The 17,462-nt window shown below is 73.5% G+C and carries 13 protein-coding genes; 6 read left to right on the top strand and 7 right to left on the bottom strand.

What is annotated here, in order from left to right:
* The first annotated feature begins 154 nt into the window (after nucleotides 1–154).
* The 4 genes from VER05_RS03000 to VER05_RS03015 all read left to right on the top strand — a co-directional run bounded on the left by VER05_RS03000 (nucleotide 155) and on the right by VER05_RS03015 (nucleotide 7,347).
* A complete protein-coding gene (locus VER05_RS03000) occupies nucleotides 155–3,148 on the top strand; it encodes a glycoside hydrolase family 3 C-terminal domain-containing protein (protein ID WP_324843917.1) in 2,994 nt (997 codons plus the stop codon).
* 112 nt (nucleotides 3,149–3,260) lie between these two features.
* Entirely contained in the window at nucleotides 3,261–5,663 is a 2,403-nt protein-coding gene (locus VER05_RS03005; protein ID WP_324843918.1) for a glycoside hydrolase family 3 C-terminal domain-containing protein, read from the top strand.
* Between the two features lie 23 nt (nucleotides 5,664–5,686).
* Complete coding sequence (locus VER05_RS03010) at nucleotides 5,687–6,325, top strand: hypothetical protein (RefSeq protein WP_324843919.1); 639 nt, start codon at nucleotides 5,687–5,689, stop codon at nucleotides 6,323–6,325.
* Nucleotides 6,322–7,347 (top strand): glycosyltransferase family 2 protein, encoded by a 1,026-nt coding sequence (locus tag VER05_RS03015; RefSeq protein ID WP_324843920.1) that lies wholly within the window; start codon nucleotides 6,322–6,324, stop codon nucleotides 7,345–7,347. Before VER05_RS03010 ends, VER05_RS03015 begins: the two co-directional genes overlap by 4 nt.
* Nucleotides 7,348–7,357: 10 nt before the next feature.
* Here VER05_RS03015 and VER05_RS03020 read toward each other — a convergent pair whose 3' ends face one another.
* Both VER05_RS03020 and VER05_RS03025 read right to left on the bottom strand, forming a co-directional pair.
* Nucleotides 7,358–8,104: a phosphoribosyltransferase gene (locus tag VER05_RS03020; RefSeq protein ID WP_324843921.1), complete on the bottom strand. Its 747-nt coding sequence runs from the start codon at nucleotides 8,102–8,104 to the stop codon at nucleotides 7,358–7,360.
* A 201-nt stretch (nucleotides 8,105–8,305) separates the two neighbouring features.
* Complete coding sequence (locus VER05_RS03025; RefSeq protein ID WP_324843922.1) at nucleotides 8,306–9,082, bottom strand: SDR family oxidoreductase; 777 nt, start codon at nucleotides 9,080–9,082, stop codon at nucleotides 8,306–8,308.
* Between the two features lie 242 nt (nucleotides 9,083–9,324).
* Between VER05_RS03025 and VER05_RS03030 the strand changes: the two genes are divergently transcribed.
* The gene (locus VER05_RS03030; RefSeq protein ID WP_324843923.1) at nucleotides 9,325–10,434 is read left to right on the top strand and encodes a GntR family transcriptional regulator; all 1,110 of its coding nucleotides are present in this window, start codon (nucleotides 9,325–9,327) and stop codon (nucleotides 10,432–10,434) included.
* A 37-nt stretch (nucleotides 10,435–10,471) separates the two neighbouring features.
* Here VER05_RS03030 and VER05_RS03035 read toward each other — a convergent pair whose 3' ends face one another.
* The 5 genes from VER05_RS03035 to VER05_RS03055 all read right to left on the bottom strand — a co-directional run bounded on the left by VER05_RS03035 (nucleotide 10,472) and on the right by VER05_RS03055 (nucleotide 16,258).
* Nucleotides 10,472–11,578, bottom strand: a complete 1,107-nt coding sequence (locus VER05_RS03035) for a glycoside hydrolase family 76 protein (protein ID WP_324843924.1) — start codon at nucleotides 11,576–11,578, stop codon at nucleotides 10,472–10,474.
* A gap of 85 nt (nucleotides 11,579–11,663) precedes the next feature.
* Nucleotides 11,664–12,926, bottom strand: coding sequence for an ABC transporter substrate-binding protein (locus VER05_RS03040; protein ID WP_324843925.1), 1,263 nt, complete (start codon nucleotides 12,924–12,926; stop codon nucleotides 11,664–11,666).
* Nucleotides 12,927–12,987: 61 nt separating this feature from the next.
* Nucleotides 12,988–13,923, bottom strand: a complete 936-nt coding sequence (locus tag VER05_RS03045) for a carbohydrate ABC transporter permease (protein WP_324843926.1) — start codon at nucleotides 13,921–13,923, stop codon at nucleotides 12,988–12,990.
* Nucleotides 13,920–14,915, bottom strand: a complete 996-nt coding sequence (locus tag VER05_RS03050) for a sugar ABC transporter permease (protein WP_324843927.1) — start codon at nucleotides 14,913–14,915, stop codon at nucleotides 13,920–13,922. The genes VER05_RS03045 and VER05_RS03050 overlap by 4 nt, the downstream gene beginning before the upstream one ends.
* Nucleotides 14,912–16,258 (bottom strand): glycoside hydrolase family 125 protein, encoded by a 1,347-nt coding sequence (locus VER05_RS03055; RefSeq protein WP_324843928.1) that lies wholly within the window; start codon nucleotides 16,256–16,258, stop codon nucleotides 14,912–14,914. Before VER05_RS03055 ends, VER05_RS03050 begins: the two co-directional genes overlap by 4 nt.
* A gap of 201 nt (nucleotides 16,259–16,459) precedes the next feature.
* Here VER05_RS03055 and VER05_RS03060 point away from each other — a divergent pair.
* On the top strand, nucleotides 16,460–17,462 hold a 1,003-nt coding region (locus VER05_RS03060), incomplete at its 3' end, for a glycoside hydrolase family 76 protein (protein WP_324843929.1).

A 17,462-nucleotide genomic window follows, 5' to 3' on the forward strand; every position in this document is an offset into this window, starting at 1 on the left:
CGCCCGCCGCCCGGCCCCGTGAGGGCCGGGCGCGGGCCGGGCCCGCGGCCCGCGACAGTCCGTGCCGCGAAACCGACTGATCGTGCTGCCGCGCCGGACGGCCCCGATCGGCGCACCTAGCCTGATCGCCGGTCAGCACTCGAGGAGGAATGCAGTGAACGCCAGGGCGAAGAACGCCGATCGCGCGAAGAGGCCGATGTCGAACAAGAAGTACCTGTCGATCTGGGTGCCGGTGCTCGCGCTGGTCACCGCGATCGCGGTGGTCGCCAACGTGGCGCTCGTCGTCGCCGGCGGCTGGGTCGCCTCTCAGTTCGGCTCGGGCACGTACGAGTTCACGAACGCCGAGGAGTCGGCCGACTGGGACACCGAGTACTACAGCGCGGACTTCGACAGCATCGACGACGTCGACGCCGCCGCGAAGCAGCTCGTCGAGGAGATCTCCGGCGCGGGCGTCGTCCTGGCGAAGAACGAGGGCGCCGCGCTGCCCCTGGCGGCCGGGTCGAGCGTGACCATGCTCGGCCGCGCGGCCGCGGACCCCGTGTTCGGCGGCTCCGGCTCCGGCTCGGTGGACACCAACTCGGCCGTGAACGCGCGCCAGGGCCTGGAGAACGCCGGCTTCACCGTGAACGACGCCGTGTACGGCGCGATCGAGGCGTACGCCGCCGAGAACCCGCGCGGCTTCATCGAGATGGACCGCCCCGACATCTCCACCTACTTCATCGGCGAGATGCCGGTCGACGGCTACGAGGCGCAGTCCTCGTCGTTCGCCGACTTCTCCGACGCCGCGGTCGTCTACATCGGCCGCCCCGGCGGCGAGGGCGGCGACCTGACCCGCGACATGTCCGACTGGGACGACAACGCGGAGCCGGGCCAGCACCAGCTCGAGCTGAACCAGGACGAGAAGGACCTGGTCGAGCTCGCCAAGGCGAACTTCGACACCGTCGTGATCGTCGTCAACTCCTCGACCACCATCGAGATGGGCTCGCTCCAGGCGGACACCGGGGTCGACGCGATCCTGCTCGCCGGCTCCCCGGGCGCCACCGGCCTCAACGCGGTCGGCCGCATCCTGTCCGGCGACGTCAACCCGTCGGGCCGCACGTCCGACCTGTGGGCCGCGGACTTCACCGCCGACCCGACCTTCGTGAACTTCGGCGGCTACCTCTACGACAACCTGTCGGTGTCGTACCCGGTGTCGGCGGTCGAGACCGCGACGTCGAACGCGACCGTCACCGACGAGGCGCCGTTCGTGAACTACGCCGAGGGCATCTACTTCGGCTACCGGTACTACGAGACCGCCGCGGCCGAGGGCTTCCTCGACTACGACGAGGCCGTCGTCTACCCGTTCGGCTACGGCCTGAGCTACACCGACTTCACCTGGTCGGTCACCGACACCCAGGCCGGCGCGGTCGACGGCTCGATCGCCGTGACGGTCGAGGTCACCAACGCCGGCTCCGTCGCGGGCAAGGACGTCGTCGAGCTCTACTACACCGCCCCGTACACCCCGGGCGGCATCGAGAAGTCCGAGGTCGTCCTCGGCGACTTCGCCAAGACCGGCGTCATCGAGCCGGGCGCGAGCGAGTCCGTGACCCTGGAGCTCGGCGTCGAGGACATGGCGTCCTACGACTACCGGGGCGAGCAGGCGTACGTCCTCGAGGCCGGCGACTACGCGATCTCGGTCCGCACCGACTCGCACACCGTCGCCGCGGGCACGGAGCCGATCACCTACACCGTCGACTCCGACGTCGTGTACTCCGGCGAGAACCACCGCTCCACCGACCTCGCCGAGGTCACCAACCAGTTCGACGACGTCTCGGCGCAGTTCAGCACCGAGCCGGAGGACGGCAAGATCCTCGCGATGTCCCGCGCGGACTTCGCCGGCACCTTCCCGACCGCGCCCACCGGCGACCAGCTGGTCGCGGGCGACGCCGTCGCCGAGGGCTTCGCGGCCTGGGACTACGACGCGATGGCGGACGCCTTCGAGGGCGACATGCCCACGACCGGCGCGAGCACCGAGCTGTCGCTGATCGACCTGCGCGGCCTGCCCAAGGACGACCCGCAGTGGGACGAGCTGCTCGACTCGCTGAGCGTCGGCGACATGACCGACATGCTGCTGAACGGCGCGTACCAGACCGCCGCGATCGGCTCGATCGGCAAGCCGCAGACCACCGAGCCCGACGGCCCGGCCGGCTTCTCGTCCTTCATCAACTCGTCGATCAACGGCGTGGCCTACCCGTCCGAGTTCCTCATCGCGCAGACGTGGGACGTGGACCTGGGCCGCGCGATGGGCGAGATGCTCGGCAACGAGGCGATGTTCAAGGACATCAACGGCTGGTACGCCCCGGCGGCCAACCTGCACCGCTCGCCGTTCGCGGGCCGCAACTTCGAGTACTACTCGGAGGACCCGTTCCTGTCCGGCCTGATGATGACCTCGGTCGCCAACGGCGCGGCGGAGAAGGGCGTGTACACCACGCTCAAGCACTTCGCGCTGAACGACCAGGAGACCAACCGGGTCAACAACGGCATCGCCACCTGGGCGACCGAGCAGACGATCCGCGAGATCTACCTCAAGCCGTTCGAGATGGCCGTCAAGAACATCTCGATGGAGGTCCCGTACCTCGCCGACGACGAGGGCACGATCGAGACGACCACGGTCGGCTCCACCGCGATCATGAGCTCGTTCAACCGGATCGGCGCCACCTGGGCCGGCGGCTCCGAGGCGCTCATGACGGACGTGCTGCGCGGGGAGTGGGGCTTCGAGGGCTTTGCCATCTCGGACTTCAACCTCTATCCGTACATGAACCCGAACCAGAGCATCAGCGCCGGCACGGACCTGACGCTCACCTTCCAGCCGTCGAAGTCCTTCGGGGACACCTCCTCGGCGAAGGCGGTCACGGACATCCGGGAGGCGACCCACAACATCCTGTTCACGGTCGCGAACTCCAACGCGATGAACGGGCTGGCGCCGGGCGCCACGGTCTCCTACACGCCGCCCACCTGGGTCTACATCCAGATCGGCGCGTCGATCCTGGTCGGCCTGCTGGTCGTGGCCGGTGCGCTGATGGTGACCCGGCGCGTCCTCCGGCACCGGAAGGCCGCCCAGCCGGCGACGCCCGCGGGCGACGCCGAGCCGGTCTCCGCGGGGCACTGACCCGCTGAGCCGCCCCGCCGGGCCGGCAGTGCCCACCACTGCCGGCCCGGCGACCGGGGCCGCGAGCCCCGCACCCGAACCGCAGCCACCGCGCACGACCGCCGAGGACGTCATGATCGAGAAGCTGACCCTGCTGGAGAAGGCCGCCCTGCTGACCGGCAAGACGGTCTGGGAGACCCACGACCTGCCGCGGCACGGGGTGCGCTCGATCTGGCTGGCGGACGGGCCGCACGGCGTGCGCAAGCAGACCGGCGCCGCGGACCACCTCGGCATCGCCGAGTCGCAGCAGGCCACCTGCTTCCCGACCGCCGCGGCCGTCGCGAACACCTGGGACCCCGAGCTCGCCGAGGAGGTCGGGCGGGCGCTCGGCGCCGAGGCCGCCGCGCAGGACGTCGACGTGCTGCTGGGCCCGGGCCTGAACATCAAGCGCTCCCCGCTGGGCGGGCGCAACTTCGAGTACTTCTCCGAGGACCCGCTGCTGGCCGGGCGGATGGCCGCCGGGTACGTGCGCGGCATCCAGTCCGCCGGCGTGGCGGCCTGCCCCAAGCACTACGCCGCGAACTCCCAGGAGCTGCGCCGGATGGCGTCGGACTCCGTGGTCGACGAGCGGACGCTGCGCGAGATCTACCTGACCGCGTTCGGCATCGTGGTCGAGACCGCGCGGCCGCGGACGATCATGTCGTCCTACAACCTGGTCAACGGCACCTACGCCCACGAGGACCCGTTCCTGCTCGGCACCGTGCTGCGCGACGAGTGGGGCTTCGACGGCGCGGTCATCTCCGACTGGGGCGGCTCGAACGACGTCGTGGCGGCGGCGGCCGCGGGCGGCACCCTCGAGATGCCGGCGGCCGGGCTCGACTCCGCGCGGCAGCTGGTCGCGGCGGTGCGCTCCGGCGCGCTGGCCGAGGCCGATCTGGACGCCCGCGCGGCCGAGGTGCTGCGCCTGGTCGCCGACGCCCGCGAGCCGGGGACGGCGCCGGCCGTCGACGAGGTCGCGCACCACGCGCTGGCCCGCCGCGTCGCCGCGCGTTCCGCGGTGCTGCTGAAGAACGACGAGGCGCTGCTGCCGCTCGCCGCCGGGACCCGGGTGGCCGTGATCGGCGACTTCGCGCGCACCCCGCGCTACCAGGGCGCCGGCTCCTCGGCCGTGAACCCGACCCGGCTGGACTCCGTGCTGGACGTGATCGGGTCCTCGGGGCTGTCCATGACCTCGTTCGCGCCGGGCTTCCGGCGCAACGGCACGCCGGACGCGGCGCTGCGGGCCGAGGCGGTCGAGGCCGCGCGCGGTGCCGACGTCGCCCTGCTGTTCCTCGGCCTGGACGAGATCGCCGAGTCCGAGGGGCTGGACCGCTCGACCCTGTCGCTGCACGCCGCGCAGGTCGAGCTGCTCGAGGCCGTCCACGCCGCGAACCCGCGCACCGTCGTGGTGCTGTCCGCCGGCGGCGTCGTCGAGATGCCGTGGCTCGGCTCCGCGCAGGCGCTCGTGCACGGCTACCTGTCCGGCCAGGCCGGCGCGGGCGCGCTGCTCGACGTGCTGACCGGGGCGGCGAACCCGGCCGGTCGCCTGGCCGAGACCGTGCCGGTGCGGCTGTCCGACACCCCGACCGCGGACACGTTCCCGGGGCAGCAGCGCACCGCCGAGTACCGCGAGGGCCTGTTCGTCGGCTACCGGTACTACACGACCGCGGGCGTCCCGGTGACCTTCCCGTTCGGGTTCGGGCTGTCCTACACCACGTTCGCCTACGCGGACCTCGTCGCGACGGCCGAGGCCGCCACGGTGACCGTGACCAACACCGGGGCCGTCGCCGGGTCCGACGTCGTGCAGGTCTACGTCCGGCGCGAGACGCCCGGCGTGCACCGTCCCGACCGCACGCTCGCCGGGTTCGCCCGGGTCGAGCTCGAGCCGGGGGAGTCGGCCACCGTGACCGTCCCGCTGGGCGAAGCGGCGTTCCGGCACTTCGACGTCGGCACCGGGTCGTGGCAGGTCGAGCGCGGCACCTGGACGGTGCTCGCCGGCGCGAACGTCGCCGACCTGACCGAGAAGGCCACCGTGGAGGTCGCCGGGACCGTCGAGCCCGCGGCCGAGGACCCCGCGCCGGTGCGGTACCGCACCGGCGACGTCCGGCACGTGCCCGACGCCGACTTCGCGGCGCTGCTCGGCCGGCCGATCCCGCCCGCGTCCTGGTCCGGGCCGCTCGGCGTCAACGACGCGCTCGGCCGGATGCAGACCGCGCGCTCCCCGCTGGCCCGGCTCGCCTACCGGGTGCTCGCGCTGCTGCGCGACCGCGCGGACCGGAAGGGCAAGCCCGACCTCAACATCCTGTTCCTGCTCAACATGCCGTTCCGCGCCATCGGCAAGATGACGAACGGCATGGTCAGCGCCGAGATGGTGGACGGCATCGTCCGCATCGTCAACGGCCACTTCTTCACCGGCGCCGGCGCCACGATCCGCGGGTTCCTCCGCAACCGCCGGGCCAACCGCACCACCGCGCGCCAGCTGCGCGGCGACGCCTGACCTCGGAAGAGAGACCCGCTCGCATGTTCACCCGCATCAAGGACGCCTGGGGCCGGTTCGCCACCAAGCGCCCGGGCGTCGCCCAGTTCGTCGTGTTCCTCGTGCTGAGCAACGGCATCACCGTGCTCCAGCTCGCGCTGATGCCGCTCATCAAGTGGGTCTTCGGCATGACGTCGCTGGTCGACACGTCGTTCCAGGTGTGGCCGATCGGCGCCAACCCGGACGGCTCGCAGTACTTCGTCTTCGACTACGCGGCCGGGCCCCTCCCGGGCGGTGGCGGCGGCCTGGCATACTTCCTGGCCGTGCAGATCACCCTGCTGATCGCGCAGGTGATCAACTTCTTCGCCCAGCGCAGCATCACGTTCAAGTCGAACTCGTCGGTCGCCAAGGCCGCGACCTGGTACGCCATCGCGTACGTCATCATCACGATCGCCGCGGCCGCGCTGCAGGGCCTGTACAAGGCGCCGATCTACGACCTGTTCATCGACACCTGGGGCCTGGGCGGCACCGGCGAGACGCTCGCCGACTTCGTCACGATGATCATCAACGCGGCGATCTCGTTCTGGGTGTTCTTCCCGATCTTCAAGGTCATCTTCAAGCAGGTCCCCGAGGAGGCCGCGCCGGCCGCCGCCGCGGACGCCACGGAGGTGCGCTCGGCGTGAGCCCCGCCGGCCCCGTCCTGACGGTCGTCGTCCCCGCGTACAACGCGGAGCCGTACCTCGCGCGCGCCCTCGACACCCTGGTGGGGGCCGACGGCGTGGAGGTGCTGGTCGTCGACGACGGCTCGACGGACGGGACCGCGGCGCTCGCCCGCACGTACGAGGCCGCGCACCCCGGGACCGTCCGGCTGATCTCGAAGCCGAACGGCGGCCACGGGTCGGCGATCAACGCCGGCCTGGCCGAGGCGCGCGGCGCGTACCTCAAGGTCGTGGACGCGGACGACTGGGTGGACCGGTCCGCGCTGGCGGCGGTGCTCGCGAACCTTCGCGGGTTCCTCGACGCCGGCCGGCCGGTCGACCTGCTGGTGTCGAACTTCGTCTACGAGAAGGTCGGCAAGCGCACCAAGACCGTCGTGCGCTACCAGGGCGCGCTGCCCGCCGGCCGGGTGCTGCACTGGTCCCAGACCCGGCGGTTCGCCAAGCGGCAGTACCTGATGATGCACGCCCTGACGTACCGGACCGCCGTGCTGCGCGAGGCCGGGCTGGTGCTGCCGGAGCACACGTTCTACGTCGACAACCTGTACGCGCTGGTGCCGCTCGCGCACGTCTCGACGCTGTACTACCTCGACGTCGACCTGTACCGGTACTTCATCGGGCGCTCGGACCAGTCGGTGCAGGAGGCCGTGATGATCCGGCGCATCGACCAGCAGCTCCGGGTCAACCGGCTCATGCTCGAGCACCTGTCCCGGGTGCGGGTCGCCGACCGGCGGCTGCGCGCCTACCGGCTGCACTACGTCGAGATCATCTGCGCGGTGTCCTCGATCCTGCTCATCCGGGCCGGCACCCGGGCGCACCTGGCCGAGAAGGACCGGCTGTGGTCCGAGCTCCGCGCCCAGGACCCGTGGCTGTACCGCAAGGTCCGCTGGTCGGTGCTGGGGCAGATCTCGAACCTGCCCGGGCCGGCGGGGCGCCGGGTGTCGGTGCTGGCGTACCGCGTGGCGCAGCGGGCGATCGGGTTCAGCTGACGCCGACGGCCTAGGCCGGGCGGGCGGCGCGGGCGGCGCGCAGCAGGGCCGCGACCTCGGCGTCGCGGGGCGGCGCGAAGTCCGCGTACTCCAACCCCACCGCGAGGAACCGCGACGGCACCCGCAGGCAGACCAGCTCGTCGGCCTCCGCGGCGAGCGCCGCGGCCGTGTCGGGCGGGCACACCGGCAGCGCGACGACCACCCGCCCGGCCCCGGCCCGCCGCAGCGCCGCCACCGCCGCCCGCGCGGTCGACCCGGTGGCCGCGCCGTCGTCCACCACGACCACGGTCCGCCCCGCCACCGGCAGCGCGGGCAGGTCCCGCCGGAACGCGGCCTCCCGGCGGCGCAGCTCGGCGACCTCCGCGGCCCGCACGGCGTCCAGCACCGCGGCCGGGACCCGCGCCGCGCGCAGCACCGGCTCGTGCCGCACCTCCACCACCGCGCCGCCGAGCCCGGCGAGCGCGCCCATCGCGAGCTCCGGCTGACGGGGCAGGCCGAGCTTGCGCACCACGAGCACGTCGAGCGGGGCGCCGAGCGCCGCGGCGACCGGCACGGCCACGGGGACGCCGCCGCGGGGGAGGGCGAGCACGACGACGCCGGGCCCCGCGGCCGGGGGCGCGGGCTCGGCGGTCGGGGGTGCGGGCTCGGCGGTCGGGGGCGCGGGCTCGGCGGTCGGCGCGAGCCCGGGCGCGGCCGCGAGCCGGCCCGCGAGCGCGGCACCCGCCTGCGCCCGGTCCGCGAACGGCTGCCGACCCATGGTCCGTCTGACGCTACGCGCCCCCGGGCGAGCCGACCCCCGGCCCAGCCCGGCCCGCCTCCGGCCTCGAGTGGAGCGTTCTGCCCGACACGCGCCGGCGTGTCGGGCAGGACGCTCCACCCGGTTCCACTCGACGGCCCGCCGCCCGCCGCCCGCCGCGCGCCGCCGGCCGGCCCCGCTGCCGACCTCCCGCGGGCCCGGTCAGCGCGGCATGACCGAGCCGCACGTCAGGTCGAGGACCGCCCCCGTGACCGCCCCGGCCCGGTCCGACGCCGCGAACGCCGCCGCATCCGCCACCTGCTGCAGCGTCGGCATCCGGCCGAGCGCGGTGCCGTCGGTCATGAACCGCTCGGCCTCCCGCACCGCGGGCGTCCGCTCGCCCCACGTCTCCGGCAGCGCGTCCGGCCGCAGGCAGACGACCCGGACGCCGTGCCGGCCGACCTCGCCCGCGAGCGACCGGGTCAGCTCCTCCACCGCCGCGCACGCGACCCCGAACCCGCCGGTCGCGTGGAACCGCCGGTCCCGGCCGGGCAGCGCCGCGGCGGAGGTGGACAGCGTGAGGATCGCGCCCGAGCCCGCCTCGGTCATCCGGCGGGCGGCCGCGGTGGCCGTGCAGAACTGCGAGCGCAGCCCGGTCATCGCCGGGAGCAGGAAGTCGTCGACCGGCATCTCCCGCAGCGGGGTGCCCTGCAGGTCCCCGCGCAGGCTGGTCGCGTTGAGGCTCACGTCCAGCCGGCCGTGCTCGGCGACCACCGCCCCGACGTGCGCGTCCACCGCCTCGGGGTCCGCCGCGTCCACGACCGCGACCTCCGCGCGCCCGCCCGCCGCGTGGATCGCCGCGGCGACCGCGTCGAGCGGGTCGCGCCGGCGGCCGACCAGCACCACGTGCGCGCCCTCCCGCGCGAAGGTCCGGGCGGTCGCGCCGCCCACCGCGCCGGCCGCCCCGTAGACGACCGCGATCCTGTCCTCGAGCAGCATGCCGACCCCCGACCGCACGGGCGGGGCCGCCCCGGTGCGCCCCCGCTGCGGGCCAGTCTCCCGCGCGGGGCGCCGAGTGCGCAGGCGGCGCGGCGTCGCGGGGCCGCGGACCCCGCCTCTGCGGCATCCTCGGCGGGGAGAGGCGCGCGAGGTGCGGCGCGTCGCGCGGCGCGTTGCGTCCCCGGCGGGCGCCTGGCCGGATAGATTCAATATGCTTGAACGAACATCGACGGAGGTCACGCGTGGTGCTCTACCGCCAGGTCTACGACGCGCTGCGCGATCGCATCGAGGACGGCACCTACGCCGTCGGCGACCGGCTCCCCTCGGAGGCCGAGCTCTCCCGGGAGCACTCGGTCAGCGCGATCACGGTGAAGCGCGCCCTGGACCTGCTGCGCGCGGACGGCCTCATCGTGCGCCGGCCGCGGCTCGGCACCTTCGTCACCAGCGCGCGCCCGCAGGCGCCGGGGGCCCCGGGCGCGGTCGCCGCGCGCCCGCTGATCGGCTGCGTGGTGACGAACTTCGACGACACGTTCGGCAGCCGCGTGCTCGAGGGCCTGCTCGCCGGCGCCGGCACCGACGACCACCTCGTGCTCATGCGGTCCTCGGGCGACGTCGACCGGGAGGACGCCAGCATCCGGTCGCTCCTGGACGCCGGGGTCTCGGGCCTGGTGCTGCAGCCGTCGTCGTCGGAGTACATCCCGCCGGCCGCGCTGGAGCTGGTCACGCGGCGGTTCCCGCTGGTGATCCTGGACCGGGTCTACGACGGCATCCCGGTGTCGGCGGTGCGCTCGGACAACCTCGCCGGGGCGATCGCGGCGACGGCCCACCTGTTCGAGCTGGGGCACACCAGCGTCGGGTTCGTCAGCGCCGCGAGCCACGTCTCCACGAGCGAGGAGCGCCGGAACGGCTGGGTGCACGCGCACGCCGCGTTCCACCGCACGCTCGACGGCACCGCGGAGCTCCGGGCGATCGGGTCGACGGTGCCGGGGAGCACCGTGACCAAGGAGGAGGACGTCGACCGGCTGGTGGCGTTCGTCCGCGCGCACCCGCACCTGACCGGCTACCTGGCGGCGGAGTACAACATCGCGCTGCTGCTGCGGGAGGCGTGCCGCCGGCTCGGGCTGCGGGTGCCCGAGGACGTGTCGGTGGTGTGCTTCGACCACCCGGACGCGGCGTTCGACGACGGGCTGTTCCGGTTCACGCACGTCCGGCAGCAGCAGCGGGCGCTCGGCGAGCGCGCGATCGAGGGGGTCCGCCGGCAGCGCGAGGACCCGCGCACCGTCGACAAGGTGATGCTGCCGACGGAGCTCGTGCCCGGGGCGTCGACCGCACCGCCCCCGCCGAGCCGCTGAGCGGGCCGACGGGGGCGGAGTCGCGCGGGCCGGGGCCTCAGCGGGCCGCGGCGACGGGGTCGGCGGCGGCCGGGTACCCCGCGTCGACCCGCCAGCGCTGCTCCAGCGCCATGATCGCGCTGAGCGCGGTCGAGTACGGGATCGGCTGGTCCGTCGGGCGGCTCCAGTCGTTGCCCGGCCGCAGGACCCCGTCGTGCACGCCGTGCTCGACCAGGGCGTCGGTGCCGGCGCGGACGAACTCCTCCAGCGCGACCCGGTCCGGGGACCCGGCGGGCAGGTGCGGGAGCAGGGTGCCGAGGTAGCGGTAGAAGACGCCCTTGAACAGCCCCTCGTCGCCGCCGTCGCCCTCGTCGCGGAACACGACGCCGTCGCTGAGCTCGGCCACCGCGGTCCGCGCGGTGCGGGTCGCGCGCCCGAGGGCGGTCGCGTCGCCGGTGGCCCGCCACCACTCGACCAGGGCGCCGATGTACAGCCCCTGGTTGTAGGTGAACCGCCACTGCACGTCGACCCGGCCGTCGCCCTCGCGGTTGATGCCGTCCTCGACGAACCCGTCCGGACCGACGAGCGTGCGCTCGAGCCAGGCGAGCGCCGTGCCGGCGTACCACCGGAAGTCGCGGGTGCCCGGGGGCAGCGCGCGCTCCAGGCGGAGCGCCAGGATCACCAGCGGGCCGTTGGCCGGGGTGTTCTTGTAGGCGAGCTGCTGCTTGCGCCACGCCAGGCTCGCGCCCTGGTGGTCGTTCCAGCCGTGCTCGACCACGTGGTCCCAGATGGCCAGGGCGTCGTCGCGGTGCTGCGGGTCGCCGCCCGCCTCGTGCAGCCGGAGCAGGGCGAGGCCGAACCACAGCATGTCGTCGAAGTAGTCGTTGAACAGCGAGCCGCCGTTCCGCTCGACGATGTTCCGCGCGGTCTCGGCGGCGCGGTCGAGCCACCGGGCGTCGCCGGTGCGGGCCCAGGCGTCGACCCGGGCGTCGACCACGTGCGCCAGCCACCAGTAGTTGAAGGTGTCCGGCGTGCCGGTGCCGGCGGGGTGGCTGTTGTGCAGGTGCTGCGGCCAGGGGGCGCCGAACAGGTCGTCCAGGCTTCGCTGGGCGAAGTCGGCGAGGTCGGCGGACCGGCTCTGGTCGAGGTGGTCGGTCGTCGTCATGCGGGGTGTCCGTCCGGGTGTCGAGGGGTGGTCGGGCCCCGGCCCGCGCCGCCGGGAGGGGCGGCGCGGGCCGGGTCGTGCTGCGTCAGCGCGCGGCGGCGAGCAGGGCGTCGCCCTGCTCCTGCGCCTGGGCGAGCGCCTGCTCGGCGGTCAGCTCGCCCGACATGAACTGCTCGAGGGCGGGCACCAGGGCCTTGCCCTCGACGTCCGAGAAGCCCTCGACGCTCGGCCGGACCTGGGCGTAGTCCATGGTCTCGATGAACGCGGCGTACCGCGGGTCCTCGGTGAAGAACGGGTCGTTCGCCGCCTCGACGTTCGCGGGGATCCAGCCCGAGATCTCGCCGAACGCGACGCCGTTCTCCGGCTGGGTCGTCCACCAGCGCATGAACTCCCAGGCGCCCTCGGGGTTCTTCGCGCCCTCCGGGATGACGAGCCCGAAGCCGCCCATGTAGGCGCCCGGACCGGCGGGCCCGCTGGGCGGCTGGACGACGGAGTACTCGAGCCCGTCGACCTGGTCGAGCGTGGCGAGCGCCCACGGCCCGTCCAGCTTCATGGCGACGGTGCTCTCGGCGAACGGGTCGGTGCCGTCGCCGAACCCGAGCTCGTACACGCCCTCGTCCATCAGGTCCTGCCAGAGGGCGAGGACCTCCAGTCCCTCGGGGCTGTTGAACGCCGTCTCGGTCTCGTCGTCGTTCAGCAGCGCGCCGCCGGCCTGGGTGAGGAACATGTTGAACAGGCCGGGGTCGCTCAGGTCGAAGCCCGCGCGGTCGAGGGTGCCGCCGTCCCGCTGGGTCAGCGCGACCGCCGCGGACCGCAGCTCGTCCCAGGTGGTCGGCGCGGTGACGCCGGCCTCGTCGAGCGCGGTCTGGTTCACGAGCAGCGACCGGTTGTCGACCAGCAGCGGCAGGCCGTACAGCGCACCGTCGACCTCCATCTCGCCGAGCGCCGGGGCGTAGAACGCGTCCAGGTCGACGTCGTCCGCGGCGACCATGTCGTCGATCGGCGCGAGGGCGCCCTTCGGGGCGTAGAGCGAGGTCTGGTACCGGTCCCAGAGCACGACGTCCGGGACGGCGCCGCCGGCGAGCGCGGTCAGCAGCTTCTCCTCGACGAGGCCCTGGGACACGTACTCGACCTCGTAGTCGTCCTGCGACGCGTTGAACGCGGCGGCCTGCTCCTCGAGCTGGGCGACCTGGTCGCCGGACCAGGAGCCCCAGAACACGACGGGCTCGGGGCCGTCGCCGGAGCCCGACGAGCCGCTGCCGCCGTCGCCCCCGCCGCTGCCGCAGGCGGTGACGGTGAGCAGGGACGCGAGCGCCAGGGCGACGCCGGTGGTGGTAGATCTCCTCATCGAGCTCTCCTCAGGGATGGGTCGGGGCGTGCGGGGGTCAGGGGAGGGGTGGGTGCAGGGGTCACTTGCTGCCGACGTGGGCGACGCCCTCGATGATCCAGCGCTGCGCGACCAGGAAGACCAGCAGCACGGGCAGGCTGGCGACGACGGTCCCGGCCATCAGCGGGCCGAACGCGGTCTCGTAGTCGTTGACGAACGAGGACAGGCCGACCTGGACCGTCATCATCGACGGGTCGTTCAGCACGATCAGCGGCCAGAGGAAGTTGTTCCAGCCCGCCTGGAACGACAGGATCCCGAGCACCGCCAGGCCGGCGCGGGCCAGCGGGAAGTACACCTGGACGAAGATCCGGAACTCGCTCGCGCCGTCGATCCGCGCGGCCTCGCCGAGCTCGTCGGGCAGCGTCTCGAAGAACTGCTTCATGAAGAACACCGCGAACGCGCCGGCCGCGCCGGGCACGATCACCGCGGCGTACGTGTTGAGCAGGCCGAGCCCGCCCTGGCCGAGCAGGTCGTTCCCGCCGGCCAGCGGGAAGTGCCGCAGGATCAGGAACGTCGGGATCATCGTGACGATGCCCGGGATCATCAGCGACGACAGGAACAGGGCGAACACCCCGGCGCGGCCCCGGAACCGGAGCTTGGCCAGCGCGTAGCCGCCCAGGCCGCCGAAGAACACGTTGGTCACCGCGCCGCCGACGCCGAGCACCAGGGAGTTGACGAAGTACCGGCCGAACGGCACGTCCTGGAACACCCGGGCGAAGTTGTCGAGCGTCGGGCTGTCGGGGATGAGCGACAGCGCGCCGGACAGGATCTCGGAGGCCGGCTTGAACGCGGTGGCCAGCGTCCAGACCAGCGGGGCGACCATGATCACCGCGAGCACGGAGACGGCCACGTACCAGACGGCGGTGCCGATCCGGCGGCGCCGGGAGCGCGGCCGCGGGCGGGTGGCCGCCGGGGTCGGCGCGGCGGCGGGTGCCGGGCGCGCGGCGACGGCGGTCATCGGGCGGCCACCGTGCTCGGCACCGCGGCGGGGACGCGCCGGCGGCGGACGCGTCCGCTGTCGCCGGGCCGGTTCAGCCGGGCGTTGATCAGCGAGAACACGAGGATGATGAGGAACAGCACGAACGACAGCGCCGACGCGTAGCCCATCTCGAGCGAGCCGAAGCCCTTGTTGTAGATGTAGTAGACCATCGTGACCGTCGAGTTCCCCGGCCCGCCCTTGGTCAGGACGTAGGCCTGGTCGAACACCTGGAACGCCCCGATGATCAGCAGCGTCGACACCAGGAACGTGGTCCGGGTGAGCGACGGCAGCGTCACGTACCGGAACTGCTGCCACAGGTTCGCGCCGTCGAGGCGGGCCGCCTCGTAGAGGTCGCCCGGCACACCCTGCAGGCCGCCCAGGAAGATGATCATGTTGGTGCCGAACCCGGCCCACACGCTCATCAGCACGATCGCGGTCATCGCCCACTGCGAGTCGTACAGCCAGCGCGGCCCGTCGATGCCGAACCAGCCCAGCGCGACGTTGAGCAGGCCCTTCTGCGGGTTGAGCAGCCAGTACCAGATCGTCGCGGTGGCCACGGTCGACGAGACCACGGGGATGTAGAACAGCGTGCGGAACAGCCGGACCGCCCGGTAGGACCGGTTGAGCAGCAGCGCCGTCCCGAGCGCGACGACCAGCCCGAGCGGCACGTACATCAGCGTGTAGCGGGCGGTGTTCCGCAGGGCGGTCCAGAAGAACGCGTCGTCCCAGATCCGGGCGTAGTTCTCCCAGCCGACCCAGGTGGTGTCGCCGATGATCGCGTAGTCGGTGAGGCTGATGACCGCGGCCATGCCCATCGGCAGCAGCATGAACACCACGAACAGCGCGAGCGGCACGGCGAGGAACCACCACCCCGCGCGGCGCATCTGGCGCGCGGTGGCGCTGACCGGCCGCTGCGCGGGCGCACGGCGGGGCGCCGGGGCGGTCGCCGTCGCCACGGCCGCCCCGGTCACGACGCGCTCCCGGCGGTGGTGGCCCGCGGGGCCGGCGTCGGGCGCGCGGCGGTGCGCAACCCGGCGACCTCCAGCACGAGCTCGCAGAACATCGCGTCGGCCCAGGAGAACCACTCCCGCGTGAACCGCGTGGGGTCGTCCTTGTGGAACGACTCGTGCGTCGCGCCCGTCCCGGCGTCGGTCGCGAGCAGGGTGTCCAGCAGCCGCGCGCGCTCCGCGTCGTCCGTGCTGGTCAGGCCCTCGAGCGCCAGGGCGATCGGCCAGATGTGGTCGGGCGGCGTGTGCGGGCTGCCGAGCCCCCGCGCCGCGGTGCCGACGAGGTAGGTGGGGTTGTCCGGGCTGAGCACGAACCGCCGGGTCTCCAGGTAGAGGGGGTCCTCCGGCGAGCACCAGCCGAGGTAGGGCAGCGACAGCAGGCTGGGGACGTTCGCGTCGTCCATCAGCAGCGCGCCGCCGAGCCCGTCCACCTCGTAGGCGTAGACCGCGCCGTGGCCCTCGGCCTCGACCACGCCGTGCTCGGCGATCCCGCGCTCCAGGTCGGCGCGCAGGGCGCGGGCGTCGGTCGCGAGGCCGGGGTCGCCGAGGACCTCCTCGGCGATGCCGGCGACGTCCGCGAGCACCACGGAGGCGAAGGCGTTCCCCGGGACGAGGTAGCCGTACCGGCACGCGTCGTCGCTCGGGCGGAACCCCGACCAGGACATCCCGGTCACGGCGGTCGGCGCGCCGCGGCCGTCGCGGACCAGGGTGTCCGACGGCGGGCAGTCGTCCCGCTCGAACCGGTAGGGCGACCGGGCCTCGTGGTCCTGCTCGGTGCGCCACAGCGCGATCGTCGCGCGCGCCGCGGCGCGGTACCGCTCGTCGAGGTGGTCGGTGCGCCCGGTCACCCGCCGGACGTCCGCGGCGAGGTGCAGCGGCGCGCACAGCGAGTCGATCTCGTACTTGCGCTCCCACACCCAGGGCGACGACTCCGTGCGGTCGCCGGCGTGACCGGCGCCGGTCGGGCCGGCGTTGAACGCGTTCGCGTACGGGTCCCGCGCGACCTGGTCCAGCTGCCGCCGGTTCACCGCCACCAGCAGGTCGGCGACCTCGGGGTGGTCGCCCGCGACGTGCAGGTAGGGCGCGAGCTGGGCGCTCGAGTCCCGCAGCCACATCGCCGGGATGTCGCCGGTCACCACGAACGCCGTGCCGTCGGGCTGGGGCTGCACCGTGCGGCGCAGCGTGTCGCCGTAGGCGGCCTCGAACCGGTGTGCCGTGGTCGCGTCGGTGCGCTCCCGGACGGCGGTGCCGACCTCGCGGACGAGGTCCTCGATCCATCGAGCCACGTGCTCCTCCGTCTTCGTCATCGAACCGCCGCACCGTCGCGGCGAGAGTGAGCATGTTGAATATATGTGACGCGGTGCGCGGTCCGCAACGACTTCGGCACGAGCGGTGTCAGCGCGTGTTGCGCCGCCCGGGATGGTCGTGCACGAGCGAGCCGAGGGTTGACTCGGTCGCAGTAAGGCGACACGGTGGATTCAATATACGTAGCGCTCGAGGAGGAGCACATGCGTCAGAGGACCCGTCGTCGACCCGTCCTGCAGCTCGCGGCCGCGCTCGCGGTCGCCGCACCGATCGCCCTGGTCCCCGCGGCCCCGGCCGCGGCGTTGACCGCCGACCAGGCGACGGAGGCGTTCGACGCCTTCGTGGAGGCCTACTGGGACCCCGACGCCGACTACTTCTTCACCTACAGCGACCACCGGGTCCACCCCGAGCACGCGCACGGCCCGCAGGGCGGGCTCTACACCGACTACTGGTGGGAGGCGCAGCTCTGGGAGATGGTGATGGACCGCTACGAGCGCACCGGCGACCCGGAGGCGCGGGCGATGATCGACGACGTCTACGACGGGTTCCGCGCCGCCTACCCCGACCCGCTGGCCAACGACTGGAACGACGACATCGGCTGGTGGGCGCTCGGCAGCACCCGCGCGTACGAGCTGACGGGCGACCAGCGCTACCTCGAGGCCGCGGAGGACCTGTTCGCGTTCGTCTCCGCGCACGAGGACGACACGTACGGCGGCGGCATCTGGTGGAAGAACGTGGACGTCGGCGACGGCGCGCGGAACCAGAAGAACGTCGCGACCAACGCGCCGGCGGTGGTGACGGCCATGCGGCTGCACGCCGCCACCGGCGACCCCGCCTACCGGGACACGGCGGTCCGGCTGTACGACTGGCTCGACGACGGCTTCCACCGAGACGGGCAGCTGCGCGACCACGTCGAGGGCGACGGCACCTACGTCGACTGGGACTGGACCTACAACCAGGGGACCTTCGCCGCCGCCGCGCTCGAGCTGTACCTCGACACCGGTGACGCCGCCTACCTCGACGGCGCGACCGGCGCCGTGGACTGGGCGGTCGCGAACCTGACCTCCTCCGGGACGTTCCTCCGGGAGGGCGTCGACGACGCGGGCGGCTTCAAGGCGGTGCTCACCCGCACCATGCGGTCGCTGGTCGACGACGCGGGGCAGGTCCGGTACGAGGCGGTGCTCACCTCGAACGCGTCCCAGGCCG

This window comes from Cellulomonas sp., from assembly GCF_035634735.1.
Taxonomy (GTDB): domain Bacteria; phylum Actinomycetota; class Actinomycetes; order Actinomycetales; family Cellulomonadaceae; genus Cellulomonas.